Source organism: Acidobacteriaceae bacterium (assembly GCA_028283655.1).
GTDB lineage: Bacteria > Acidobacteriota > Terriglobia > Terriglobales > Acidobacteriaceae > Granulicella.
The window spans coordinates 349518-374873 of sequence record JAPWKE010000001.1 but is presented as its reverse complement, the minus strand read 5'-3'; the positions used below and the strand labels follow the sequence as shown (position 1 = coordinate 374873).

The window sequence follows — 25356 nt, the reverse complement described above, 5'->3', positions numbered from 1 at the left end:
CTGACCGATCTTTTGTACCAGTTGGATTGTTAGTGTAGCGCAACGATTTCTGAGTTCAGATCGATGCACGATAAGGCGGTAAGAGGAGCTGGGAGCGAAGCGACCGGCTCCTCTTGCCGCCGAACAGTGGATGCTAGCCAGGCCTCTGGCGCCGGCGGTCTGTAGCCTAGTGATGAGTGCGGTCTGGCGGTGTTGTAATGCCTGCGCCAGCGTTCGGCCAGCACACGCAGTTCCTTCAGCGAGTAGAAGATCTCACCGTTCAGGAACTCATCTCTCATCTTCGAGTTGAAGCTTTCGCAGTAACCGTTCTCCCACGGTGAACCGGGTTCGATGTACATCGTCTTTGCTCCTGTCTTGGCCAGCCATGTACGTAGATCATGCGCCACGAACTCCGGTCCGTTGTCCGAGCGAAGATGCTCGGGCACGCCCTTGCTCACCATCACATCAGCCAGTGCTTCGATCACCTTCGCACTCGACCAGCGCCGCTCTACCTTTACGATGAGCGCCTCACGTGTGTGCTCGTCGATCAGGTTCAACGTACGCGCCGTCCTGCCGTCATGCGTTCGCACGCTGACGAAGTCGTAGCTCCACACATGGTTGCGATGCATCGGCCGCAGCCGCACACACGATCCATCGTTGAGCCACAGCCTACCGCGTGGCTTCTGCTTCTTCGGTACCTTCAGCCCCTCGCGACGCCAGATGCGCTCCACGCGATCCTTGCCCACCTTCCAGCCCGCATGCACCAGCAGCGCCGTGATGCGCCGGTAACCGTAGCGGCCATACTGGCCGGCCAGAACAACGATGGCTTGTGTGAGTTGATCTTCATCTTCGCGCTGTGTCGGTCGATAACGCTGCGTGCCGCGCGGTTGCTTCACCACACGACACGCCCAGCGCTCACTCATGCCCTTCTGCTGAGCATGATCCACCGCACAACGCCGTCGCTCAGGGCTTAGAAGTTTCCCTCCGCGATGTCCTTCAACACCAGCTTCTCCAGGCTCAGGTTCGCAACCAGGCGCTTCAGCTTCGAGTTCTCCTGCTCCAACTCCTTCAGCCGTTTCGCCTGGTCCACCTGCAGACCGCCGTACTCTTTGCGCCAGCGGTAGTACGTCTGCTCTGTGATCAACGCTTCCTTGCACGCAAGAACAGTCGTCTTGCCGTTCGCGATCCCTACTTCCACTTGCCGAAGCAGGTTCACCACCTGCTCAGCTGTATGCCGTTTCCTTGCCATAACCAGCTCCTTGTATCCAGTTCCAATGATTACAACTGGTACAAATCAAGCCGGGCAGACCAGGTTGAAGCCTGGCGTCCCTCGTAAGAATCCGGGGTGATCGACACTCCATCCCTTTCGCTCTGTGTACGTGAATTCAATCCTCCTCCCGAGCTCTAAATTGGAGAAAGGAAATTCGACCCTATGGTCGTCTCCATAGGTGATCGGGATGCCAAAATCCAAAGCGAGAAACTCGAAGTTCAAATCATGGTTGAGGGATAAAACCCATGTTTCCTCATCAGAAAGAAAGGTCTTCAATGCAGAAAAGCAGGCCTTGTTCTTTTCATAAAGGACTGCATACGAAACCTCCTGATAGAGATCGAGGATCGTGTGTACAACCCGGTAGAAGTAGTCGAAGAGAAAGTTATAAGAGTCTCTCTCAGGCTGTGTGGGGCTTCCGAAATGCGCTCGATGTTGCAGCTCCGCAAGGAACTGTTCGTAATTCTTGTCGCCCTGCCTTTTGTAGGCAATCAGCAAATCCCAACCAGCCATGATTGCCTTTGGGGCGATGGGACGATTATTGCCATAGGGCTGACACGCGGCCATAGCTAGTGTCATCTGCTTGGCAAATGCTTCCGTGAACAGATTCAAAAACACCTCGGTCAGCTCCGTCGCCAGCGGCATACCGAGGTCGTACGAGAAGCCTGCGCCGATTAGCAATCCGTTCTTCATGTCCCAATCCTCATCTCCATGATCTCAAGCTGCCGACAGATTCACTAATCACATTTCTAGCAATCGCCTAGACTGCTATTCATGGATTCTCCTAACGGTCAGGCCGCCCACATAGAACTGCTTCTGTCTTTGGTTGCAGGTCAAATCGAAGCCACGTCGGAGCTCTGTGTCATTCTGGAAGATCTTTTGAAAGATTCCGAAAATGGAACCCCTTCGTCGCGAAGAGTGATCTTGGTGGCTGGAACGCGAAGATCCATACAGGCAGCAAGAATTATCCAGGGCTTGGCGAAGGACTGGTTCATAGAAGACATGGCCGTCTTGGGCCGGACGCTTGCGGAGGCCGCAATCAACGCCTGCTATTTGCAGGTTTGTAGCGAGCAGGAATTCAGACGTTTCATGATTTTCGATGCCATTGCCGATCTAAGACTCCACGAAGAGCTGAAGTCAGCCACTGGCTACGTCCCATCACCGGAAACCGAAGTAATCTCCACCAAGTCAGCGCAGCAAGCGTTGAGCTCAGGCCTATTTAGCAAGAAGCCGCGAACCTGGACAGACATTCCACTTGCGGAGAGGGGCTCGCCTTAGTGATTGCGCGATTGACTCGCGTTTTAATCAGAAGTGTCTGCAGCTTCTTCGCACCTCTGTTTACCAACACGGGCACACCTTCGTTCACTTCACGCGTCGGGGCTTGGGCTACTTCGGAGCTGCTTACATCAAGTCAGGCCAGTTCACTGACCTTCAGCGATTAATGCAGGCTCTCATAATGGTAGGAGCAGCGAACCATGCGTTGCTGGGAATCGCGACATTCATCATGAGCATTTATGAGCTTCCAACCCATGAAGAATGGGAAGGGGTCAATGATTTGATGTCCACGATGAAGATGGCAATCGATGGGCAAGTACTAACCCGGCCGGCATGATGAAAGTTCACGATAGAACCGCCTAAGATCATCATTTGTTGAGGACACATATGGCTCTCACACCATCTCAAGCAAGTATCGTTGCCGAGATGTTTATCCATACTGCGGATGAGAATTACATCGCGGCGCGTTGGTGCTACAGCCAGGCTTTGTATACAGACTTCTTCTGGCTCGGCACTCACGCGCTTGAGAAATACATGAAGGCCGTCCTGCTTCACAATGGCCGCTCCGTTAAACACTATGGACATGACGTCCTGAATCTCTATAACGCGATCAATTCCATCGGGAAGAAACTTCTCCCCCAAACACTGAAAAAGCCGAAAAGTCTAAGCGGCGTTGTCTGGTTCAATCGAACGTCTAAGGGATTTATGGAATTCCTCGCGTTAAACGGCAGCCCCGAGAATCGATATTTGAGTTACGGCTATTCAGTTCGCAGTCAAGATCTTCACATGCTCGACACCATGGTCTTTGCCATTCGTAGGCTCATATGCCCTCTTGACGAGCCTCTGCAGCTTCTCGGTAGTCCACACGATGTAAAGCCTCCGACGTATCGATATTTCTTGACGAAACAGGTGGACTATCAGCCTCTGCGTTCGGGGCCACTGAGCGATCTGATAGAGGGTCGGGGCACGGTGGAACGACGGAATGCAGCGTTGAATCTCAATGTTGCATTCGCCCCCGAAGATCATGTTCATGAGCCCGCTCGTACTGGCAGTGCAGGACGCTCTCCAGTACTCACCCGGCGCATTTTGAAGGAACTGGCGCTTGAGTCCCCAGTCGTCGAAACTCCTTAGGCTAGAGAACATTTACTCTGTTTGCATCCGATCCAACAATGTTACGCCGCTCCTTACGTGCTAGGCGTCGAAAGGAACCGTATCTGTTTTCCCTTATCGAGCTCGCAGACACGCTCTCTTCCCTCAACGGCATTTCGGCGCATGACGTGGAATCTTACTGCACCGAACTCTCTAGACCTGTCCCTCAACACGAATTCCTCAAGAACCTTCGTGAAACGGCCGTTGCGTTCCGCAAGGAAGGCAAGTATGGACGTGTACGTGCCGTGATCTTCATTGCTTTGACATGCGAGGGACACGATGCGCTTGTGGAACTGGAGTCTAGCGGCATCTTTCTGGCAACAGGCGACGATCGGGTGAAGTTCTTATCTTTCTTGCAACGCCTATCGGAGGACGCCACCAAGGAATCGCAGTGGACGATGTTGCTGAATCGCATGCCAACCTACCGTGCGTATGCGGACTTGGTGGAGTACCGAGGAGACTCGCTCAGGATCCTGAAGAAAGCAGCACGGAATCCCGTGCGTCACTGGGTAAAGCAATTGTTTTGTCTCGTTGAGATCGCGTTTGGGCGAGGTTATTTCCACCTCGATCCGCCGCCCGAGCTTCGCGCACTCCTGGACGAATTTCCCTCCCCCGAAGAACTGGCTTCCGCAGTTTCTTTGGCCGTCGCGATAGCTAATGAAGTGCGCCCGTTGGACATTGTCGATATGAGTCTCCCAATCGTCGGGCCTTTGGATTCCTCGGAGTTGGCCGCGCTGTTGCGCGCCGCACACCGACTTGTCGCGATCAAGGAGATCTCACACAACCTGAGTTGCTTCTCGTACACACTACGCTGGGAAGAGGGGCACGGCGTAGCGGTGGCAATTATGACTCCCCCCACGCCAGAGTTCGAACGATCGGTTCAACTCGGGTTTATTCGCGGCCAGTTGGGCAAAGGCAAAATTGCGATGGACATGATGGAGAGAGGATGGACTGCAAATCCTACCCTCGCTGATATCGCGAGATACCTTGTCAAACAGATGGGGACGAAGTTATATGAAATCGCCGATCCTTCAACGAAGTATCGACGAGTGCGATTACATCTGCCAGTCAGTCCACAGATGACAAAAGTCTTCGACGGCGGCTACTACGTCGATGAGTTGGAAGCGATACACGGCCTTACCCAGGATTTTCTTCTTCCTGTACAAGATAACGGTGCACCATCGCCAACACTCACTCAGCACTTGGACTATGCCTGCTTCAGGCGTATGTTCCGCTTTCTTCGCTTCTACTCCATTGTTGATAGCGAAGTACGCACTGCGATCGCGAAGAACGATAAGACAGCATTACAAAACTCTCTCATACGTATCGTACCCGAGCGGGATCTGCACGAAATGCTGGCAACATTGGGAGAACCCGAAGAGGCAATCGATTCGTTCCTGCAGCTCATAGCTGCCGATGTTGACGGGCTTGGGCACTACGATCTTCAATACAGCCCGTTGATCAAAGTTCGCAAAGTACCTATCCCGAAGATCCCGCATCCTGAAACGGAATATGTACTCCTGCCCTCTGCGATGATCACCTCAAATGAAACACGTAATTCTCAGATACGCGCAAAGACGCGCTTCCATAAGGATGGGAAGGCGTTTGTTCGGGTTGTGAGCCAGGCGTTGGAGAAGCACTTCTCACATGTCGTCACCGAGAAGAAACTTCGTATGGGAGACCTGAAGACAGACGTCGACATCGTTCTCCTGTGCGGAGGCAAGCTGTACCTAATTGAATGTAAGCATTCGCTCACGGCAACCAGCCCACATGAGATGCGCGATCTGTGGCGCGACGTCGTGAAGGGACGAGGACAGGTGACCCGAGCTGAACATATCCTGAGCAATCCAGAGCGACGCCTAGCCTACGTGCGGCAATGGTTTCGGCACCTCTCAAAGGCCGAGGTCTTGGAGCTACCTGTAGTGCGCGCCGTACTTTCGTCCCATCGTCTCTTCTCAGGGTTGGACGAAGGTGGAATCGCGATTCGAGACTACGCGTCTCTATCGCGCTTGCTGGAGGACGGAGAGCTTGGCATCGGGTACAAGGGAGACGATGGAGTTCTTCATAAGAAGTCATTCCGAATTCGAGAACAGGAAGAGCTGACATGTGCTGACATCGAAAATTATTTCTCGCCGGAATCGAAATTCCATCGCATGCAATTCCACTCGATGAAGGCTCAAGATGTCTTCCAGAAGCATGGCAATCTCATGCTGGTTCGGGAATCCTACGCGTTTGAAGTGGACACGGAAGAATGGCTGGACTACATGCGAGGACAAGGCTACGTCGAGCGGCCGGATCTAGCGATTTCAGTGCCTTAGCAAGCGAGGACTGGAGCTCGGAGCACAACACTGCGGCATCGGATCTCAACACACCGGCTGAGGGAGACCCAACGGATTAGCTACCCTGTCGCATGGCTTCAGACTGGCAATACAAGAGTTAAGACACCTGTTTAGGTAAGCTCACGAGGAAAGACGGCAACGTTGGGTTGGCGCTGTTCCGTATTGAGTGAGCATCAACGAAAGCGCAGAGCAGACGCACACGCATGCGAGTCTTACCCTTACGTCCTCTTCGAAAAGTATTTAATCGGTATTTTTCTTGACAAACGATTTCGATGCCACGAAAGTGTATTCATCATCCATAACAAAACACTCCGAGTGGGCACATCTGTGCCCACCCCGGGGCTTAGCTGAGTCTTACAAAGTCAACCGGTATTAATGGAGATGCAATGAAGCTGTTTTTTAGACTGTTGGCATTCCTATGCCTTCTGCCCGTCGTGGCTACTCCCATGATTCACGCCCAAAAGGGGCACCTCGTTCCTCCAACCAGCCAGACAAGCAGTGCAAGAGCGTTGTCGACCACCGTTCAGCCCAATGCTGAACCCCAGTTTTCGAATGTGAAGATCTATATCCTTCGAGTCGGCAGCCAGCCGAACGGACAAGCTACAGACATCACAGACTGTGGCTCAACGAATCCGATGGTGGGCACGGATTCGAATGGTGAATGCTATGTAGCCAGCGATGTCAACGGCAACTTCGATCTGACAGATGCGTACTACGCGAACTGCAACGCAGATTCCGACATCATTTACTTCGAGATTGTGGGCGGTGAAGCGGGAGTTTATTACAACCAGAACCTAGCTCTCGTCGCGGTTCCTTCATCAACGCAGACCTGCGGGTGGTACTACAACAATGCGAGCACGGCATTCATTGTGATCAGCGACTTCACGAATGTAGCTGCGGCCTTCAGCGCAGGAACCTTTGCGAGTTACACCAAGAGTGCAGCTCATCTGTTCGACAGCATCTCGGCTTACCCAGCGGATTACACAGCACTCGGCACTGCGTTCGATACGGCCAATAACCTCATCCCCATTGCCTCGGGTTTCTATGGCGGCTCCGACAGCAACGTTCAGCGTGAGTTGAACACACTGGCCGACGTAGTCGCGCCTTGCCTGAATAGCACGGGAGCCACAACTGCAGGAACTCGTTGTGGGGATCTATTCACTCAGACGACCCAAGGTCAATTCAGCACCGCACATCCTCCTTCGACGCCTTTTATGGCGCTGGCGAGCATGGCTCAGTTCCCTACCAACAATGTTACGAATCAGTTTTATGAGATCTCGGCGACTCCGCCCTGGCAACCGAATGACTCCACAGCACCAAGCTCTTGGCTCATTCCCGTCAACGGATCGTTGCAGCCGACGATTTCAACATCTACAGCAGCGAGCGCGACACACAACACAACAGGCTTCACGATCACTGGGACAAATTTCGGCTCAACCAGCAGTTTAATTACAGTCGTCGGTGCTGGGCAAAAACTGCCAGTAACCGGTGTTAGCGGCACTACCTCGATCACAGTGAGCATTCCAAATCATGTCACCAAGGGTGCTCTCGGAGTCTACGTGAACGGCGTCGCCAGCGCGTTCACCCAATTCTCTATCAACTAGCCATTTCGCCAAGTCCTTGGATGATTCACCGAGAGAGCGGTTATCCGCTCTCTCGGCATTGATAGACATTGCATCGTGCACCTCAATGGTAGTCTTCCCCTGAGGCTTACATACATGAATCTCAGGGTCCGTGCGGCATTTCTTGTGCTGAGCGCATTGGTCTTTCTGGACACACCAAAGTGCGCCCTAGGAATAGGGATACTCTCTGTCGTATTCCAGACGCTTTCGGGTTTGAAACCAACAAACCCTTCTCCGCAAGTTGGTTGTGTGTCTTCGCACTCAGCGCCATTCATGCAGCTAAGCGCACAGTGATGACCGATCAAGCAAGGGGCTCTTTCGATGCGTTTTCAAGCCTGTCGACTCTCCACAATCTGCAAACGTTGATCGCGAGCCATCATGAGATTTAGTCGCTCATTCCTCTTTGCTGCTCTGGCCATTTTGGGTTTCGTCATACCGCCAGCAGGACGAGCTCTACCACCTCGTCTTGGTATTGAGTTGACTGCCACGGCTGGCGGAGTACGAGTGACGAATGTGCCGTCAGGTACGGTTGTTTCCCTTATTGCGACTTCGAACTCCGCTTCTCCCACACCGATAGGCCAAGTTGCATTCTGTGACGCCCTCGCCGCCTCATGTACTGACATTCATCGCATCGGCCTCGCGCAGTATGTCAACGGCACTGCGACACTGAAGTTTGTTCCCGGGCCCGGGACTCACTCATACCGCGCGGAATTTCTTGGGAATCTGGATTATTCAGAAAGCCGTTCTGCAGATAATGTCAGCCTTACTGTCAACAATCCCTCTGGGACAGCAACGGCAGCACATGTAGGCATTCTGGCATCAGGTGCGCAAGGGGATTACTCCTTGCTCGGAACGGTCGCGACCAATGGCACAGCCTCACCAACAGGACAGATATCTTTCCAGGACACGACCAACTCGAACTATGTTCTCGGCACGGGAACACTTGGACCTACAGGATCCAATGGCATCGCCTTCTATCAGTCCGCAAGCCTTCCCCTTCCGAGCCTCAGCGGCCAAGGCGTCCCCTCAGCAGTAGCGGTTGGAGACTTCAATGGTGACGGGTATCCCGACTTCATCGTAAGCACCGATTACTCTACGACCTTGCTCTTGGCTCTAGGCAATGGCGGTGGAACATTCCGAACCAGTTCAATCAGCCTTCCCAACGTAAACGGCGGCGTCTTCGCGGGTACGGTAACGACCGGCGACTTCAATAGTGATGGCAAGATTGACTTCGCCGTGCTCAACAACAATGGATGTCAGATCTTCCTCGGAGACGGTGATGGCACATTCACTGTTGGACAGTTGGTGGCCCCCGGACAGCTTGGTGGTGGATATCTGGCTTTAGTCACGGGCGATCTCGACGGCGACGGCAAGCCAGACTTAATCACTGTAGGGGCTACAGTGGCATACTCCTACATCGCAGTGTTACATGGTGTGGGCGATGGTACTTTTACCCTTGTTGCCCCATCCTTCGCCATAAGCGGCACACCTTTTTCGTCCTCTCTCGTAACGGGCGATTTCGATGGCGATGGAAAGTTGGATGTGGCATACGCCACGTCCGGCAACGGCAGTAGCGCGAATGCGATTTTATTGGCGCGCGGTAACGGTGACGGAACCTTCCTTTTACCACAGCAGCTCGCCAGCGGAATGCCTTACGTCAGTCTGGCAACCGCAGATCTCAATCAAGATGGCATTCCCGACCTTGTCGCGACCAACCAGAGCAGTCTTCCGATAACAGTTCTGCTCGGGAACGGAGATGGGACATTCCGCAGTATTGCTGAAGATCCAACAACCGCTCTCAATTCGGCTGTTGTTGCGGTTGGCGACTTCAACGGTGATGGCGTGGCAGATTTGGTGTTGCCCGATCCCAACGGGGGCCATACAACCATCTTCTTTGGCAAGGGCGATGGAACCTTCCTTCCAGATGCATTCAGTCCTTCGGTAGAGGGTTACAACAGCATCTCGATTGGGCTTGCAGATTTCGACGGCAATGGCCAAACAGACATTGTCGAAGCGATCTACGATTTCTCCGGCGACACGACGGTCCGTGACCAAGCCTCTGTCCTTCTGGCGCAGGCTCCGAGTACGGCTGCAGCCTATGTGAACGGTGTATCTCCCGTTGGTACCGGTGATCACTTCGTTCAGGCCAGCTATGCGGGGGACGCAAACAACTCTGCTGGCATATCGGGAACTACGCCTCTCCAAGCACTACAAGTGACGACGAACCTCACTTTGGCAGAAACTCCTGCTGCGGGATCAGCCGTTGGACAAAACGTCACGCTGACGGCCACTCTCGATCAGTTCTTCGCACAAAATCATTACGCCAGTGGACTCATCAGCTTTTACAACGGTACCAAGTTGCTTGGAACCGCCAATGTCGTGAACGGCGTGGCCACTTTCACCACTTCCTCCCTCGCGGTGGGGACAGCGAAGCTGAAAGCAACCTACCCAGGCGACACGAACTTCACGTCGAGCGCTTCCGCAGTCTCTTCCTACAACGTATCCCCCGAACTTTCCCAAACTCTCACCTTCACTCCTCCAGCCTCACCGGCATATGTCAGTACCTCAGCATTGCTAGAGGCAATCGCGACCTCAGGTAATGCCGTAACCTACAGTGTCGTGAGCGGCCCAGCTGTTATCACGGGATCCGTGGTTACCTACACTGCGGCTGGATCTGTGGTGCTGCAAGCGGATCAGCCCGGTGGGAATGGATATGGCGCTGCTGCTCCCGTTCAGCAAACGGTGACAGTGCAAGTCCTTACAGAACCTGTTGGCACAACAAGCCCGTCGATCAGCACGGTACTGACGATTCAAAAATCGGGCGTCCTTGGCTCTCTTGCGGCACTAACGCAAGGTACCGCAAATCTCGACTTCTCCTACGCGCCAGGCGGTAGCTGCACCGTGGGCACGACCTATACGGTTGGTCAAACCTGTACCGTCGATTTCACCTTCAAGCCAACCCTCCCCGGAACTCGTATGGGTGGAGTGCTGCTAGCAGACGCGGGAGGCAATGCCCTTGCCTCGAGCTACCTCTATGGCGTCGGTGTTGGCCCGCAGGTCAACTATCTGCCAGGAACCCAGTCCACCTTACTGACAGGGCTTGCTCAGCCAACCAACATGGTCTTCGATGGAGCTGGAAATCTCTTCGTCGCAGACAACAGAGGTAGCGGCGGCGTCGTAGAGGCCATCGCTTCAAGTGGCTATTCGGTCTCGACTAATTTGGCGCAAACGATCGGCACTGGAAGTGCGATCGCCATGGATGGACTCGGCAATCTCTTCGTTACGAATGCAAACACTGGCACAGCTTGGGAGATCGTAGCCGTAGGTGGCTACACGACGACACGACAACTCCATTCAGGATTGAACAATCCATACGGTCTCGCGGTTGATGCGATTGGCAATGTCTTCATCGCAGAGTCAACGTCGAACGCGTCCCTCACAGAACTTCTCGCGGCGAGCAACTACACCACAACAAAGAGCGTAGGTTCCGGCTTCAATCTTCCGCAAGGGATAGCCTTCGATGCGGCGGGTAATCTCTTTGTGATGAACTACGGCTCCAGCAAGATACAGGAGCTTACCTCAGCCAGCGGTTACGCCACGGTCCAGACCCTTCCGAATAGCTACGCCTTCGCTTCCTTTCTCGCGGTGAATGCAAATGGCGATCTCTTTGTCGGCTCGGACAACACCGGATCCGTTGTGAAGTCCCTTGTTTCATCGGGCTACGCGACACAACAAACCCTCGTCAGCGGCATCACTCCCAACGGCATCGCTCTAGACGGACGGGGCAATCTTTATGTTTCTGATAACAACACCCGCAACGTCTTAAAGTACGATTACGCGGATCCCCCCACGCTTACTTTCCAGAGCAGCCTGATCGGCACCACGAGCGCGGACAGCCCGCAAACCGTAACGATCACAAACAGTGGTAACGCCGACCTCATGTTCGGACTCCCGGGAACAAGCGTCACGCCTACCGACTTCACTCTCTTGCCAGCATCAACCTGCTCGAACCTGAATGGGACGTCGCAGACATTGCTCGCGGCGAATAGTAGCTGCACGGCGCTGGTCAGCTTCACGCCTCAATCCGCGAGAACGATCAATGGCACATTGTTTGTCGTCGATAACAATCTCAATGTTTCGGGTACGTCTCAAATACCGCTTATCGGGACTGGGACAACGATCGCTCCAACACTAACGTTCAACGTTGCCAACCATGTTTATGGAGATCCACCTTTTGCCGTCAATGCAACGTCAAATTCTCCTGGTACGATTACCTATTCCCTACTCAGCGGACCTGCAACGATCACAGGATCAACAGTCACTGTAAGTGGCGTCGGAACCGTGGTGCTGCAAGCATCACAATCTGCCAGCGGTGCCTACTCCGCAGCAACCGTAACGGCGAGCTTCAATGTATCCAAGGCGTCACAGACCATCAACTTTCCCGCTCCTCCCTCGCCCGTGACGACGAGCTCTGGCTCGGTAACTCTCAGCGCTACGGCTAGCTCTGGACTGCCGGTCACCTTTTCGGTGGTGTCGGGCCCTGGAACCATCTCCGGGACAACGCTTACGTGGAACGGTACTGGTACGATCGTCATCGCCGCCAATCAGGCAGGCAATGACAACTTCAATGCAGCGATCGAAGTCACGCACTCGATAGTGGTCACACTGAATAGCGCGAACGTTCTACTTACAGCCTCGCCGGCCGTTCAGTTCCTCGGCAATCCCGTCATTCTGACGGCAACTCTCACAGGTACGGCAGGAACACCCTCAGGGTTCATCGCGTTCTACGATGGATCCACTCTGCTTGCGACTATGCAAGCCACAAGCGGATCGGCGACTGTTACGACGACCACGCTTGGATTGGGAGTCCATACAATCATTGCCCGCTACAGCGGGGATAGCTCCTATGCAGCAGGGGTAAGCGCGGCTACTACATTAACGATCGAAGACTTCACCCTCACCATCGCGCAACCAAATGCGAACATTCACCACGGCGGTACGGCAACATTCAATCTCATCGTAAACTCGGTGGGATCGTTAGGACTGGCGTCAGACATCAGTCTGAGTGTCACGGGTGCGCCTCCTCATGCGACCAGCAACTTCACTCCAGCGAAGATCACAACAGGCAGCGGCACCACCGCGGTGCAGCTTTCCATCAAGACAGCAAACTATCCCGACGGTTCTCCATTCGCCATCAAGAGAACAGGTGACACAGGGATCGCTCTGGTGCTTTGTGGACTATTCAGTTCGCTCGCGCTCTTGCCCAAGCGACACAAGCTGATCCCTAGGTTCGCTCTCGCTATCCTCATGAGTGCCGGGCTACTGTTCACCTCAGGGTGTGGCGCGGGTTGGGGTACTCAGCGATTCGACATCACAATCACGGCACAGTCTGGTCAGGCAGTTCGAACAGTTGTTGCCACCATCACAACGAGTTGCGCCGACGGACAGCAGTTCTGCAGATGGTAAGTAACCGATTGAGCGTCTATCGGTCTCAGGGATCAGGATTTGTCTTAGCAATATGGCTAATAATTGGCAGGATTATCAAAAAGAAGTAGCCGCTTTCTTCCAGAGCCTCGGTCTCGAAGCTGAGACGGATGCCAATCTCCAAGGAGTGCGGACCTCTCATGCGATCGATGTGGTTGTCCGCTCCCGGCATGCTGGCTTCACCATTACCTGGATCGTGGAATGCAAGCATTGGAGCCGACCAATCTCCAAACTCCATGTTTTGGGTCTGCGTGAAATTGTCGCGGATCTTGGCGTCGATCGAGGAATTCTCGTATCCGAAAGCGGCTTCCAGTCTGGCGCGATTGAAGCGGCCAAGCTAACCAACGTCCATGTAAATTCGCTCGCAACACTTCGAGATCAGTCTGAATTGGAACTGTCAGCTATGCGCTTACGCGAACTGTTCGATCGGGTAGAAATATGCCGCAAACGCTATTGGGATATCTCGAAAGGAGTGCGAATCGATTGTGGCCTAAGACCGGAAAGCATGGGCTATGGGTATTCAGGAGATCGCATTATCAATCTCGCGACGGAGCTTCTGACCAAGTCATTTCGTGGCGTATATCCCCTCAACGTAGACAGTCTGGTCAGCATAGCCGAGTTCGTAGAGCCAAGAGTATTCTCTGGAGCATCACAAGTGATTAGCTATGTTGAATCTGTGATCAGTGAACTAGAGTTGAAACTGGACACATGCCGATGGACTCCATAGGGGACGGTCCTCGACGGCAACTACGGCGAGTCGATTCCTGAGGCCCTCTGAGTTCAGTGTCCCAAGCTCAAACCGTGATTGTCGATCCTGCCCTCGTCTCTCGCATGCTTGAATTCTGTTGGGAGATTTGCAACGCCGTCGGGCGCAGCACTGATCGCCGAGGTCTTAGAGGCATCCCGGCTAAGACGTTCAACAAGTGTCGCCTCGTTGTTCGTGAAGATCTGCGCCCCGTGCGATGCGCGCGAAACAGCAACGTACGCAAAGCGACCATTGATCAGTTTGGGATGAACGTCGGTATCCAAGTTCACGAGAACCCTATGCGAGGTGAGGCCTTGAGAACTATGAGATGTGACCGCATATCCGTGATCAAAGCCAATCCAGCCGGCTCCCCAACCGAGAACCCCGGCGCCAAAAAGCGCGCCGAAGAGTCCTGGGATAGCGTCCTGAAATCGTCCCGACATCATGCGAATGCCAGCGAAGATCAGGCCGCCAAGACAGATCACTGCACCGGCATACATCGCGAAGGTTTTGAAGGTTCCCATGAGCGTCTGCGCTCCGGAGAAATCCATCGTTCCTTGCGCATGAGCTACGGTTGCGAACGAGAGTGCAAAGATCGTCGGCCCTCCAACTCGAAGCGCACGACGAATCGCATGAATGAGGAGAAACCCATTGCGCCTCCAAATGCGCGGGATCTGAGGGGCTACCCGATTGGTTGACTTACTGAAGCTCTTGGACGACATCGACACCTCCTACGACTGGGGTCAGCCGCGATATGTCGTGATCATGAGGTCGGTCGGAAGCCGCGTCCAATATGTCTTACTTATCGCCCGATACGTCAGAGATATCGGCGCAGAGAAGCGCGTATGAAATCACTCCAAAAGACCGAGCTGAATCGGCGTCGCAAATGGCTGCTTTTGAGCGAGATCTTGGAGGATGTTCTCCGCAGGTCTTCGGTCACGGCGAAGATGCCGCTTGAACTTCCGAACAAGCACCGGAATGGTCTTCTGCTGGTGCTGTTTTCGATAGATGACAGCAGTGTCGACTGTCCATCGCACACCCGCAATGGGTCGGGTTGTAAGCTCAGGCTCCAATGGAGCTCCTTCGCGCATGAGAGCGATTCCATAACCATCTCTGACGAGCGTCTGCATCTCAGTCGGATGTGATGCCTTCGAGTATTCTTCGACTTGAACACCAGCATCGGCCAAGAGTTCCAAGAGCTTTTGGTGAGCATTGGGGTGGCGTTGCGGATGGTAAAGCACGGCGAGATGCTCGCGGAGATCAGCGGGCTGAAGTGCTCCCTTTTCACAGAGCGGATCATCCGCGCGAAGGCATGCCACCAGCCGATCGCGACAAAGTTCTTCGACGCGAAGCGTGTCGTTTAGAACCGGCAAAGTAACGATGGCGGCATCCAGAACGCCATCGATGACCCGCTCAATGAGCTGAGCGGTGTCGTCTCGCTCCGGTCGAACACGACAGCCTGGAAGCATATCTCGATGCATCTGGCAGAACTGATTGAAGAGAGTTTGGTCCGCAAGCGGAGAGCAACCAAAGCGTACGGAACTAATCTCTCCGCGTTCGACGGCGGCTAAGGCCGCAAAGGTTTCATCCCTCGCTTCGAGCAAAGACTTTGCGATGAACTGAAATGCAACGCCGGTCTCCGTAGCCTTGATACGACCGTCTTTGCCCTTCTCGTAGAGACGGACTGAGCCGTACTCCTGAAACTGCTTTGCATGCGAACTCAGGTTCGGCTGAGCTGTATGAAGCTGCTCTGCAGCAGCACGAAATCCTTGAAGTTCAAGGACAGCCAAGAGGTATCTGAAATGCCTAAATTCGGCCCACTCGTACATAGAGAACAGTCCCCGAAAGATGCAATCCGTAGCGCAACAATGCGGTTAGCAAGAAAAGAGAACAGTCTAAGTGCTGTGGAAATACTGTCAAAAGGTGTCGGATGTGTTCAACGAACTTCTGGCTTTTGGCCAAATTTACTCCAGCCAGAAAGTCTCACGTCGTCAGCAAGATCAGCTTAGCGATCACTCGCAGCTATCACCTGATACCTAGAACGTATTAGACAGTGCAAGCAAGGCAAGACACGCTAGGCAGACGCGAAGCATCTTCTCGATGCTGACTTCTATGCCTGGAGACACAGCATGGCACTCCCCGCCGTTGTTCTATCTATGCCTCAGAAAGACCCACTCCTGACAGCCGAGGATGTGGCCGCGCGTCTAAATGTATCGAAGGATTGGGTTTGGGATCATTCCTCGCGGAGAGCACCTTATCTGCCTGTGATTCATATGAGTGACGGCGCGTTGCGATATCGCGCCAGTCAAGTGGATGAGTTTGTCAATGAGCGTGAACGAGCCTCTCTGTTACGGCGCAAGCGGCGGTAAAATAGAGATGGCCCGCTTATTCCCCCACACGGAAACTGAGGAATAAATGGGAGCTTCGTATCAAAAGGGATGGGTCTCGCTTCGAGGCAAGAAATGGTACGGGTACTTTCGCCGTGTCGTTCTCGATCCGGAGACTGGTCAACCGAAGTCGATCTCTTCGCCGGTTCCCTTGGGGCTCAAGACTGAGATGAACAAATCTCAGGCCCGAGAAAAGCTGGCTTCCGAGATCATTCGGCTTTCAGGACAAATCACCGACGACGGTACCGTAAAGAACGGCACGGTGACCTTCGGATGGTTTGTTCGCAATCGCTTCGTGCCATTGAAAGAGGCCGATTGGAGAGGCGAGACAGCCAAGATCAAGAAGTACCTGATTCAGGCGCATCTCGTAGATACTTTCGACGCCATCCGCTTGGAGAACTTCGACAAGTTCACTCTTCAGAACCACCTCAATCAGCTGGCCAAAACCCAGTCGAAAGACACGGTGCTGCAGATCCGTTCGTACATCCGTTCCATCTTCGCAGAGGCAGTTGATCAGGACTTCCTCTCCAAAGATCCGGCACGAATGGTGAAGGTACCGGCCCATCTTCGGCCGGTCGACAAGACCACACTGACCTGGGACCAGCTCCGTGCGGCCTTAGCCAAACTAGAAGACAATCTTCGCGATTGGATTCTCGTGAAGCTCGACATGTCGAACGCACTACGTCCTAGCGAAGTGTTTCCCCTCCGTTGGAGGTGCTTTCTTGAAGAGCAGCGCATCATCGATATTCAAGAGACGCTTTACAAGGGAGAGATTCGTCCGTACGGCAAAACGAAGGGGAGCATGACGCAGCTTCCGATCGCCGAAGAATTGGCATTGGAGCTGATCGAGTGGCGAGAAGAATTACGCAGCAAAGGTAAGGATGTTTCACCGGACGCATTCATCTTCGGTGGTCGCTCGGGGAAGCCGATGGATCCGAGCAACTTTCGCAAGAGGGTGCTCCACAAGCTGGCGAAGGATCTTGGGTTGCCGAAGCTGACCTTCCAAGTCATCCGACGAACGATCGCCACGCTCGGCAAGACGAAGGGACATGTCAAGGACATCCAAGGCATGATGCGGCACACGAAGGCTTCGACAACGACTGACATCTACATGCAGTCGATGGAGCCAGAGGTTCGATCCGCGATCAACTCGATCTATACAGAGTTGACTGCTGGACGGAACCAGGTGAAGTCTCCTGAGCCAACGCCAACCAGCGTAACGATGGAGAAGCGGCAATCCGTAATCGGTCAACAGACAAACTCAACCGAGAAGCGCAGCGATGCTTCTAAGGACGATGAGCTGCCGACAACAAAGCCGGTTCGCGGAGTGATTTTGGAATTTGCGACAAAGATGCGACAAAGTCGCGGAAGGGAGGAGCTTCTAAATGCTTGAAATGATTGGTGGACCTGATCGGGATCGAACCGATGACCTCTTCCATGCCATGGAAGCGCGCTCCCAGCTGCGCCACAGGCCCACTCTAGGAGGGACTCAGTTATTCTCTCGGATATCCGCAACGAAGTCAATCCAGCCGTGGGAACAAGCTGTGGATACGCGGTGTCTAACCCGATATGAGTGAGCGAGCACTCAGCCGCCGGCGGCAAATATCTTCATCTCGCGAAGAATTCCGGACCCTGAAGTGGACAAGTCTTTCGCAGCACACATACTGTATTGGCATCGGCCACTGAAAAGTGGCGTTGAAGCGGGTCTTGAGGTTGTTATGGGCGATCTGGCTGGCGCAATTGGAGTTCGAGCAGAAGAGTTGAGCTTTGTGCAGGAGCTGAAAGCCGGCTCCGAGCAGGCCTTTGCCTTGCTCATCGCGCAGTATAGCCACTCCGTCCACTCACTCATCGCGCGCTCCCTGCGCGACCCCGCAGACGCAGCCGATGTCACCCAGGACGTCTTCGTCAAGGTCTTCCGCAACATCTCCAGCTTTCAAGGTGACTCTTCCCTGCGCACCTGGATCTATCGCATCGCCCTGCGCGAAGCCTCCAACCAGCGACGCTGGTGGAGCCGCCACAAGCGTCAGGAGACCACGATCGACGAGCAGCAGGAGAACGAAGAAGGAGAAACCTTCGCGCTCAGCGACCTGCTCGCCACCGCCGACGCCTCCCCCTTTGACAACGCCGCGCAGATGCAGCTTCGCCTGCGCGTCGAAGCCGGTCTCGCAGCCATTCAGCCCTGCTTCCGCGAGGTCGTCATCCTGCGCGAGATCGAAGGCGCAAGCTATGACGAGATCGCCGAAATTCTGAACATCACCGCTGGCACGGTCAAGAGCCGTCTTGCTCGCGGGCGCTCCGCTCTGCGCGAGCAGCTTGAAGCCAGCGCATCCACGACCGCATCCAAGCTAAAGAGTGAGACACGTTTCGTGAAGGAGGCAGCATGATCGGCAATCGTTGTGCTGCAATCCGCGGAGACTTTTCTGCCTACCTCGATGGCCGCGTGAGCGGTCGCCGCATGGCTTCCATCGCTCGCCATCTGGACGGTTGCGCCGCCTGCACGCAGGAGTTCAAGACCATGCGCTCGCTACAGCGCGTGCTGGGCGAACTCGGGCAGGCACCGGCGCCGGACGACCTCCAGATTCGCCTGCGTGGCGCACTTCGCGCAGAGCGCGAGCGCCAGACGTTTTTACCCCGCACCGAACGCTGGATCCAGGCATGGCGCAGCACCTTTGCGCCGCTGGCCCTGCGCGCTGCCGGTGGAGTCGCCCTTGCATCCGTGATCGTCGCCGGTCTGGGCTGGATCTTTGCCGCTCCGCTGGCCGTAGAAGCCAACGACGACAAGCTCGCCCACCTCACCGCGCCACGCTATATGTACTCGCAGGTTCCGCCTGAACCCATCGTCACCGGGAGCGAAGCGCCAGTGCTGGTGATGGCCCAGGTGGATGAGAACGGCCGCGTCTTCGACTACCAGATCATCTCCGGCCCGTCGGACCAGCGCGTGCGCCTGCAGGTGGAGCAAAACCTGCTGGGCAGCGTCTTCAAACCCGCCACCATCTTCGGCGAACCCGTACACGGACACGTCATGCTGACGTATACCGGCGTCTCGGTGCGCGGATAAGCCTCCGCTTTCGATAGACTTTGTTTGTGCGTCTAATCCGTACCGTGCTTTCTCTCCCCCGCCTCCCGCGTACCGCTCTTCTTCTGCCCGCCGCAGTTCTGGCGATGTGCGCCTTTTCCGGCGTGCTACTCGCGCAGGAACAGACGCAGCAGTCCTCGTCGTCGTCCTCCTCGCCCCAGAGCCAGGCCCAGGATGACAGCAACCCCACCGCACGCCCGCGCGCAGCGCAGGTCCGGGCCGGGGGCGCGTCCATCACGCTCGAAGTCAGCGAACCGCTCTTCGATCTGGGCGTCGCGCTGAACGTCTGCGGGTACGACTACGATCTGGACAAGAGCATGCCCGTCCGCGCCAAGGTGCGCGACGAGATCAACCAGGCGTTGATGACGAACGCAGCCGCACGCGACAGCCGCGACGCGCTCTGCCAGTACATGAATCTCCATCGCCTCAACGACACCGGCCTGAACGTCGGGCAGTACGTGTCGCTGGCGCTCTACCTCTCTCCTCCGCCGGAGCTCCAGCCCAACGTCGAGCTCTCAGAGCTGCCGCCGCAGGCCGCACAGGTCGCCGAAGTTCTTCCGCGCCTCCGCGCCTTCGCTTCGGACATCAACCTGCACTACATCTGGCTGCAGCACCGCGCCGAGTACGAAGCGCTCGTCGAGCGCGTGCATGATCCGATGACCACAACGGTCCTCGACACGAACATCTTTCTGCATCTGCCGGTCTCGAGCTACGACGGCCGCCGCTTCCTCGTGCTGCTGGAGCCCATGCTCTCGCCCGCGCTCACGAACGCCCGCATTTACGGCAACGATTACATCATCGTGACCTCGCCCGAGAACGTACCTGCCGACAAGGTTCCGGTACATCTCGACCAGATTCGCCACATCTATCTGCACTACCTCGTCGAGCCGATGATCTACAGCCGCGGCACAGCGATGGAGCGCATGCAGCCCATTCTGCGTGCCGTGGCCGATGCTCCGCTGGATTTCGTCTACAAGAGCGACTCCGTGGCCCTGCTCACCGAGTGCCTCATCAAGGCCATCGAAGCTCGCATGTTCAAGATCGCCGGCCCCGAGCCACAACGTCCGCACGGCGTGCAGCACTCCCGCGTCGACGACGACAACTACGTGCAGCTCCGCAGCGCGTACGACCGCCAGACCGCGATCGAACGCCAGCGGCTCGTAGAACTCGATGAAACCCAGGGATGGGTGCTAACGGGCTACTTCTATCAGGCCCTCGACGCGCTCAACGGCAGCGGCACCAGCCTCAGCGAACAGATGGCGCCAATGATCTACGGCATGGACATCCAGCACGAGATGAACCTCGCGAAGAACATCGTCTTCGCGAAGACTGCCTCGACCGACCCGCTTCGCCCCTCGCGCATTCGCCGCCAGATGACCGGCATCGACCTTGCCGAGATGGCTATGGCTACGGGCAAGCTGGACGATGCTGCTGAACTCGCCAGCGCCGAGCTGAGCAAGCCCGGCGGCGACAAAGGCCGTGCCACCTACGTGCTCGCACGGCTCGACCTGATGAAGGGCAAAGCCGACGAAGCCCAGCAGGGCTTCCAGCATGCGCTCAAGCTCAGCCACGATCCGCGCACCCTTGCCTGGTCGCACATCTACCTCGGTCGCATGTACGACACCATGACGCCGCCCGCCCGCGAGAAAGCCGTCGCCGAGTATGAAGCAGCTCTGGCAAACCGCGACAGCCGTTCGGACACCAAGGAAGCCGCCGAGTCCGGCGTCGCCAAACCTTTTGCCCTGCCCCAGCGAGGCCCCGGCCCGACCAGGGCAACACAGGCAAAGCCCGGCGACGACGACGACAAAGACTTCGACCCGACCGGCAAGGCCGAAAAGGAAACCTACAAGCCACCCCCCACAACGAAGTAATCAGGCCACTTCCGCCTTAGAGTAAGAAATGTGGCAGTCAAAAACGTGGCGAAGCGCGCACCAACAAAACGCAGCAAGACGGGCTCCGAAGCACTGCGGGCTCTGGAAACCCGGCTGGGCTATACCTTCGCCGATCTCGGCCTGCTGACCCTCGCCCTCACGCACCGCTCGCATGTCTATGAGGCGCGCGGCGACTTCGAGCACGTGGAGCGCAACGAGCCCGGCACCGACAACGAGCAGCTCGAGTTTCTCGGTGACGCCGTCATCGGCATGGTCGTCAGCCAACTGCTGCTGGAACGCTTCCCTACGCGCGATGAAGGCGAGCTCACCCGCATTCGTTCTGCGCTCGTCAGCCGCAAACGCATGGCCGAACTCGGCGCCGTGCTTGACCTTGCTCCCGCTCTCCAGCTTGGGCGCAGTGCAGAGGCCTCCGGCGTGCGCGACCGCCCGGCGCTGCTCGCCAATGCGAGCGAAGCCGTCATCGCCGCCATGTATCTCGATGCTGGCCGTTGCGGCATGGACCCTCTGGCCGCCGTGCGCAAGCTCGCTGAAAAGTTGTTGCTCGAGCCCGAAACAGCAGGCATCGAAAAAGCTCTCGAAGCCGGGGGCCGAGGCGCTTTGCGCGACGCCAAGACAGTGCTGCAGGAGCGTGTTCAGGCCGAGAACGCCGGCCGTCTGCGCTACGTCGACATCGCGCAGGAAGGCCCCGCGCACGCCCGTACCTTCACCATCGAAGTACGAATCGAAACCGACGGCACAGCCACTCGCCCGCTCGCACAGGCCGAAGGCACCAGCAAGCGCGAAGCCCAGCAACGCGCCGCTCAACTGGCGCTCGACGCCTGGCAACCCACGGCCTCCGGGACGGCGGATTGAACGCCGCGCACCATCAGCGACCGGGAGTCGCGCTGATCGTGCGCTCGCTGCTGGAGCTGCTGGTGATCGCCATCTTCGCCGTCACCTTTGTCCTGCAACCCACCCGCATCCCTTCGCGCTCCATGCAGCCCACGCTCCGCGTCGGCGACTTCGTGCTCGGCGACAAGCAGTCGTTTGCCAGCGAAGGTCCCTGGCGTTGGCTGCTGCCGTCAACCACCGTGCAGCGCGGCGACCTCGCCATCTTCCGCTTCCCGCGCAACCCGCACGTCGACCTCGTCAAGCGCATCATCGGCGTCCCCGGCGACCGCATCCGCCTGCACAACGGACAGGTGCTGGTGAACGGCTCCCCGCTCACCGAGCCCTACGCCTTCTACGAGCCCTCGCGCTTTGACGCCTTCCGCGACGACTTTCCCACCCTTCGCCAGCTCGACCCCAACGTCGCCCCGGCGTGGTGGCAGCAGATGCGCGCCAACCTTCGCGACAACGAAATTACCGTGCCGCCGCAGAGCTACTTCGTCCTTGGCGACAACCGCAACGAGAGCGAAGACAGCCGCTATTGGGGCTTCGTGCCGCGCGAAAACCTTGTCGCCAGGCCGATTCTCGTCTACCTCAGCACCCCGACCTCTCCCGGCACCAGCTTCGTTCAGCGCGTGCGCGGTCTCCGCCACGGCTTCCACCGCATCCGCTGAGGGCGCATGCCCGTTCCACAAAGCTTTCGCGTTGGGAGATGCCGCCCTCCGCGATACACTCAGAAGGCGTGTGCGCGCACAGAAATACGGCGCGCAATACCCTGGGAGAATCGTTGAGCCAGCACACTGACATCGCCTCCGCCAATCGCTCGCAGGAAGCTGTGACCGAAGCTAACGCCGCTGCAGGCCATAAGAAGTCCGACGAACCGACCGAGACGCCGCTCGAAGCGCTTGCTTCCATCTGCACCGTGCTCGTCGTGGGCCTCTTCGTGATGGGCTTCATCTTCCAGAACTTCGAGATTCCTTCGGCCTCGATGGAAAAGACGATGTTGATCGGCGACCACGTCGTCGTGGACCGCGTCACGCTCGCTCCCCGCACCAGGTGGATGCCGCTCGTGCACTACCGCTCCGTGCAGCGTGGAGACATCATCGTCTTCCTGAAGCCGCACCCGGAAATCCCCGACCTCATTCTCGTCAAGCGCGCCGTCGCCATCCCCGGCGATCATATCCATCTGCGTCACGGCATCCTGTACGTCAACGGAGTTGCGCAGAACGAGCCCTACGCGGGCAAGCCACGCGACGACGGCAACTTCGGCGACGCTTATAACCCCTACCGGGACGATTTCCCCGCAATCGCGCCGACCATCGACGATCAGCTCACCGAAGTTTGGCGTCAAGAGTTGCCGCAGGCCATCCAGGGCGACGATCTCGTCGTGCCTCCGGGCAAGGTCTTCGCCATGGGCGACAACCGTACGGAAAGCCTCGACAGCCGTTACTGGGGCTTCGTGCCGCAGGAGAACATCATGGGACGCCCCATGTTTGTCTACTGGTCGTTCAAGACCCCGGCCGATCAGGAAGACAAGACCGGCATGGGTGATCGCGTGAGCTTCATGTTCCACGTCCTCCTTCACATCTTCGACGGCACACGCTGGAGCCGTACGTTCCACATCGTGCGCTAGGACACTTTTACCGTTTCATGGCTGACGCACACACCTCCTCTCCAACACGTCCCAGCAAGCTCCGCCGCCGCCTCCTCTGGGGTGGCGGCGCGGTTGCGCTTGTCGCCATTCTGGCGCTGACACCGCCACTGCTCAACGTCAGCCGCCTGCAGCGACGCATCTCCACCAGCATCTCCGCCAGCCTTGGCCGCAGCGTCCGCATGGAAAGCGTGCAGCTTCATCTGCTGCCCACGCCCGGCTTCACGCTGAACTACCTCGTCGTAAACGAAGACCCCGCCTTCGGCAACGAACCCACCATCCGCGCCGACGAAGTCGATGCGCAGCTTCGCGTCTCCTCTCTCTGGCGCAGGCAGGTCGAGTTCTCCCGCGTCCGCTTCGTCAACCCCAGCGTGAACCTTGTACGCAACGCCGACGGCCGCTGGAACCTCGAAGACATCCTGATGCACGCCGCCAATGTGGACGCTGCGCCCACCAGCCAGAAAACCCCCGGCGAACACCCGCGCTTCCCCTACATCGAAGCCACCGGCGCACGCGTCAACTTCAAGCTCGGCGAAGAAAAGCTTCCCTTCTCACTCAACGAAGCCGACTTTGCTCTCTGGCTGCCCTCGCCGCAACAGTGGCAGGTGCGGCTCGTCGCCAAGCCGCTGCGCACGGACGAAAACGTCGGCGGCACCGGCATCATGCGCCTCGAAGGCGCCCTCGAACGCGCCAGCACGCTCGGCGAAGTTCCCGTGAACCTGAAGGCAAGCTGGCATGACGCTCCGCTCGGCGAAGCCAGCCGCCTGCTCACCGGCGAAGACGCCAACTGGCGCGGCACCCTGCACCTCGACGTCAACGTCACCGGCCACCTGAACAACGCCACGCTCAAGACGCAGCTCACGCTCGACGAACTGCGCCGCGCCGACTTCGTTCCCGCGCAGATGCTCGACGTCACCATGAACTGCGCCACCGGCATCAACATCCCCGAGCTGTTGCTCACGCACTCCGCCTGCACCATGCCCGACGGAGACACGCATCCGCTCGTACTCACCAGCGAGGCCACCGATCTGCGCCAGCTTGAAAACGCTCCGCTGAACATCGATGACGATCAGATGCAGATGGGAACGCTCTTCAACTGGCTGCGGCTCTTCTCGCAGCGAATCCCGGTCGCCTCTCCTGCAGGCACAGTCTCCCTGCACTTCGATCGCCCGGCAAAGACGCGTCTGTGGGACGGCACAGCCACGGTAACGCTGCCCCACGCCTCCGGCGATGCAGCCGGCGAGCCCGCGGCACTGCTCTTCCACGCCACGCGCAACACATCCTCTGCCGACGACCCGGCCTGCGTGAACTCGCTCGTTCTCGCACCCACCTCGGTTCGTCTGGATACCGACAGCAGCGTGCTGCTCTCCGGCCAGATCACAGCCTGCGGCTATCGTCTGCGGGCCAATGGCACAGCCAGCCGCACCGTCTTCGACTCAGCCACAGCTTCGCTGCCTATCCTCGAAGACACGCTCGCGCCACTGGTACCCGAAGCAGGCAGCCCCAGCGCCGTCGACATTACCTGCGCGCGCCCCTGGGGAGCAGCTCAAAGCTGCGCACTCAACAAGCCAGCTGCTACCGCACACAAGCCTGCCACGCACAAACGCTAATAGCTTCGGCCCT

17 protein-coding genes, 1 tRNA gene and 2 pseudogenes are annotated in these 25356 nt (G+C 56.9%); 14 read left to right on the top strand and 6 right to left on the bottom strand.

The features are described from left to right. Window positions 1–29: 29 nt before the first annotated feature. A protein-coding gene (locus tag PW792_01660; protein ID MDE1160631.1) for an IS3 family transposase occupies window positions 30–1228 on the bottom strand; the annotation gives its coding sequence in 2 pieces (ribosomal slippage) (window positions 30–964 and window positions 964–1228; 1200 coding nt in all). Window positions 1229–1273: 45 nt separating this feature from the next. Beyond that, window positions 1274–1939 (bottom strand): hypothetical protein, encoded by a 666-nt coding sequence (locus PW792_01655; protein ID MDE1160630.1) that lies wholly within the window; start codon window positions 1937–1939, stop codon window positions 1274–1276. A gap of 81 nt (window positions 1940–2020) precedes the next feature. Here PW792_01655 and PW792_01650 point away from each other — a divergent pair, with 81 nt between their 5' ends. From PW792_01650 to PW792_01625, 6 genes are all read left to right on the top strand, one after another. After that, window positions 2021–2524: a DUF5677 domain-containing protein gene (locus PW792_01650; GenBank protein ID MDE1160629.1), complete on the top strand. Its 504-nt coding sequence runs from the start codon at window positions 2021–2023 to the stop codon at window positions 2522–2524. 384 nt (window positions 2525–2908) lie between these two features. Continuing rightward, window positions 2909–3652, top strand: a complete 744-nt coding sequence (locus PW792_01645; GenBank protein MDE1160628.1) for a HEPN domain-containing protein — start codon at window positions 2909–2911, stop codon at window positions 3650–3652. A 38-nt stretch (window positions 3653–3690) separates the two neighbouring features. Then, entirely contained in the window at window positions 3691–5988 is a 2298-nt protein-coding gene (locus tag PW792_01640; GenBank protein ID MDE1160627.1) for a hypothetical protein, read from the top strand. 530 nt (window positions 5989–6518) lie between these two features. Beyond that, window positions 6519–7613, top strand: a complete 1095-nt coding sequence (locus PW792_01635; protein ID MDE1160626.1) for a hypothetical protein — start codon at window positions 6519–6521, stop codon at window positions 7611–7613. 861 nt (window positions 7614–8474) lie between these two features. Further along, window positions 8475–13097, top strand: coding sequence for an FG-GAP-like repeat-containing protein (locus tag PW792_01630; protein MDE1160625.1), 4623 nt, complete (start codon window positions 8475–8477; stop codon window positions 13095–13097). Window positions 13098–13149: 52 nt separating this feature from the next. After that, on the top strand, window positions 13150–13842 hold the full coding sequence (locus tag PW792_01625) for a restriction endonuclease (GenBank protein MDE1160624.1): 693 nt from the start codon (window positions 13150–13152) through the stop codon (window positions 13840–13842). Between the two features lie 53 nt (window positions 13843–13895). On the opposite strand, the pseudogene PW792_01620 reads toward PW792_01625, so the two are convergent. The 3 genes and pseudogenes from PW792_01620 to PW792_01610 form a co-directional block, all read right to left on the bottom strand. Further along, window positions 13896–14213 (bottom strand): annotated as a pseudogene (locus PW792_01620) (helicase C-terminal domain-containing protein). Continuing rightward, a pseudogene (locus tag PW792_01615) lies at window positions 14214–14489 on the bottom strand (hypothetical protein). Window positions 14490–14711: 222 nt separating this feature from the next. Beyond that, entirely contained in the window at window positions 14712–15689 is a 978-nt protein-coding gene (locus PW792_01610; GenBank protein ID MDE1160623.1) for a LysR family transcriptional regulator, read from the bottom strand. A gap of 727 nt (window positions 15690–16416) precedes the next feature. Between PW792_01610 and PW792_01605 the strand changes: the two genes are divergently transcribed. Continuing rightward, the gene (locus tag PW792_01605; GenBank protein MDE1160622.1) at window positions 16417–17640 is read left to right on the top strand and encodes a tyrosine-type recombinase/integrase; all 1224 of its coding nucleotides are present in this window, start codon (window positions 16417–16419) and stop codon (window positions 17638–17640) included. A 6-nt stretch (window positions 17641–17646) separates the two neighbouring features. Here PW792_01605 and PW792_01600 read toward each other — a convergent pair. Continuing rightward, window positions 17647–17722 (bottom strand) — tRNA-Ala (locus PW792_01600). A 243-nt stretch (window positions 17723–17965) separates the two neighbouring features. Between PW792_01600 and PW792_01595 the strand changes: the two genes are divergently transcribed. From PW792_01595 to PW792_01565, 7 genes are all read left to right on the top strand, one after another. Next, window positions 17966–18631, top strand: coding sequence for a sigma-70 family RNA polymerase sigma factor (locus tag PW792_01595; GenBank protein ID MDE1160621.1), 666 nt, complete (start codon window positions 17966–17968; stop codon window positions 18629–18631). Continuing rightward, complete coding sequence (locus PW792_01590) at window positions 18628–19305, top strand: zf-HC2 domain-containing protein (GenBank protein ID MDE1160620.1); 678 nt, start codon at window positions 18628–18630, stop codon at window positions 19303–19305. The genes PW792_01595 and PW792_01590 overlap by 4 nt, the downstream gene beginning before the upstream one ends. Before the next feature lie 26 nt (window positions 19306–19331). Further along, window positions 19332–21194, top strand: a complete 1863-nt coding sequence (locus tag PW792_01585; GenBank protein ID MDE1160619.1) for a tetratricopeptide repeat protein — start codon at window positions 19332–19334, stop codon at window positions 21192–21194. Between the two features lie 30 nt (window positions 21195–21224). Then, entirely contained in the window at window positions 21225–22067 is an 843-nt protein-coding gene (gene rnc, locus PW792_01580; protein MDE1160618.1) for a ribonuclease III, read from the top strand. After that, window positions 22064–22756, top strand: a complete 693-nt coding sequence (lepB, locus tag PW792_01575; GenBank protein ID MDE1160617.1) for a signal peptidase I — start codon at window positions 22064–22066, stop codon at window positions 22754–22756. Before rnc ends, lepB (PW792_01575) begins: the two co-directional genes overlap by 4 nt. A 161-nt stretch (window positions 22757–22917) precedes the next feature. Next, the gene (gene lepB / locus PW792_01570; protein MDE1160616.1) at window positions 22918–23715 is read left to right on the top strand and encodes a signal peptidase I; all 798 of its coding nucleotides are present in this window, start codon (window positions 22918–22920) and stop codon (window positions 23713–23715) included. A 17-nt stretch (window positions 23716–23732) separates the two neighbouring features. Beyond that, window positions 23733–25343, top strand: a complete 1611-nt coding sequence (locus PW792_01565) for an AsmA family protein (GenBank protein ID MDE1160615.1) — start codon at window positions 23733–23735, stop codon at window positions 25341–25343. The last annotated feature ends 13 nt before the right edge of the window (window positions 25344–25356 follow it).

Bases quoted from the DNA above. Each gene is read 5' to 3' on its own strand.
- PW792_01655 (MDE1160630.1), bottom strand. From the start codon at position 1,939: ATGAAGAACGGATTGCTAATCGGCGCAGGCTTCTCGTACGACCTCGGT.
- PW792_01650 (MDE1160629.1), top strand. From the start codon at position 2,021: ATGGATTCTCCTAACGGTCAGGCCGCCCACATAGAACTGCTTCTGTCT.
- PW792_01645 (MDE1160628.1), top strand. From the start codon at position 2,909: ATGGCTCTCACACCATCTCAAGCAAGTATCGTTGCCGAGATGTTTATC.
- PW792_01640 (MDE1160627.1), top strand. From the start codon at position 3,691: ATGTTACGCCGCTCCTTACGTGCTAGGCGTCGAAAGGAACCGTATCTG.
- PW792_01625 (MDE1160624.1), top strand. From the start codon at position 13,150: ATGGCTAATAATTGGCAGGATTATCAAAAAGAAGTAGCCGCTTTCTTC.
- PW792_01610 (MDE1160623.1), bottom strand. From the start codon at position 15,689: ATGTACGAGTGGGCCGAATTTAGGCATTTCAGATACCTCTTGGCTGTC.
- PW792_01605 (MDE1160622.1), top strand. From the start codon at position 16,417: ATGAACAAATCTCAGGCCCGAGAAAAGCTGGCTTCCGAGATCATTCGG.
- PW792_01595 (MDE1160621.1), top strand. From the start codon at position 17,966: ATGGGCGATCTGGCTGGCGCAATTGGAGTTCGAGCAGAAGAGTTGAGC.
- PW792_01590 (MDE1160620.1), top strand. From the start codon at position 18,628: ATGATCGGCAATCGTTGTGCTGCAATCCGCGGAGACTTTTCTGCCTAC.
- PW792_01565 (MDE1160615.1), top strand. From the start codon at position 23,733: ATGGCTGACGCACACACCTCCTCTCCAACACGTCCCAGCAAGCTCCGC.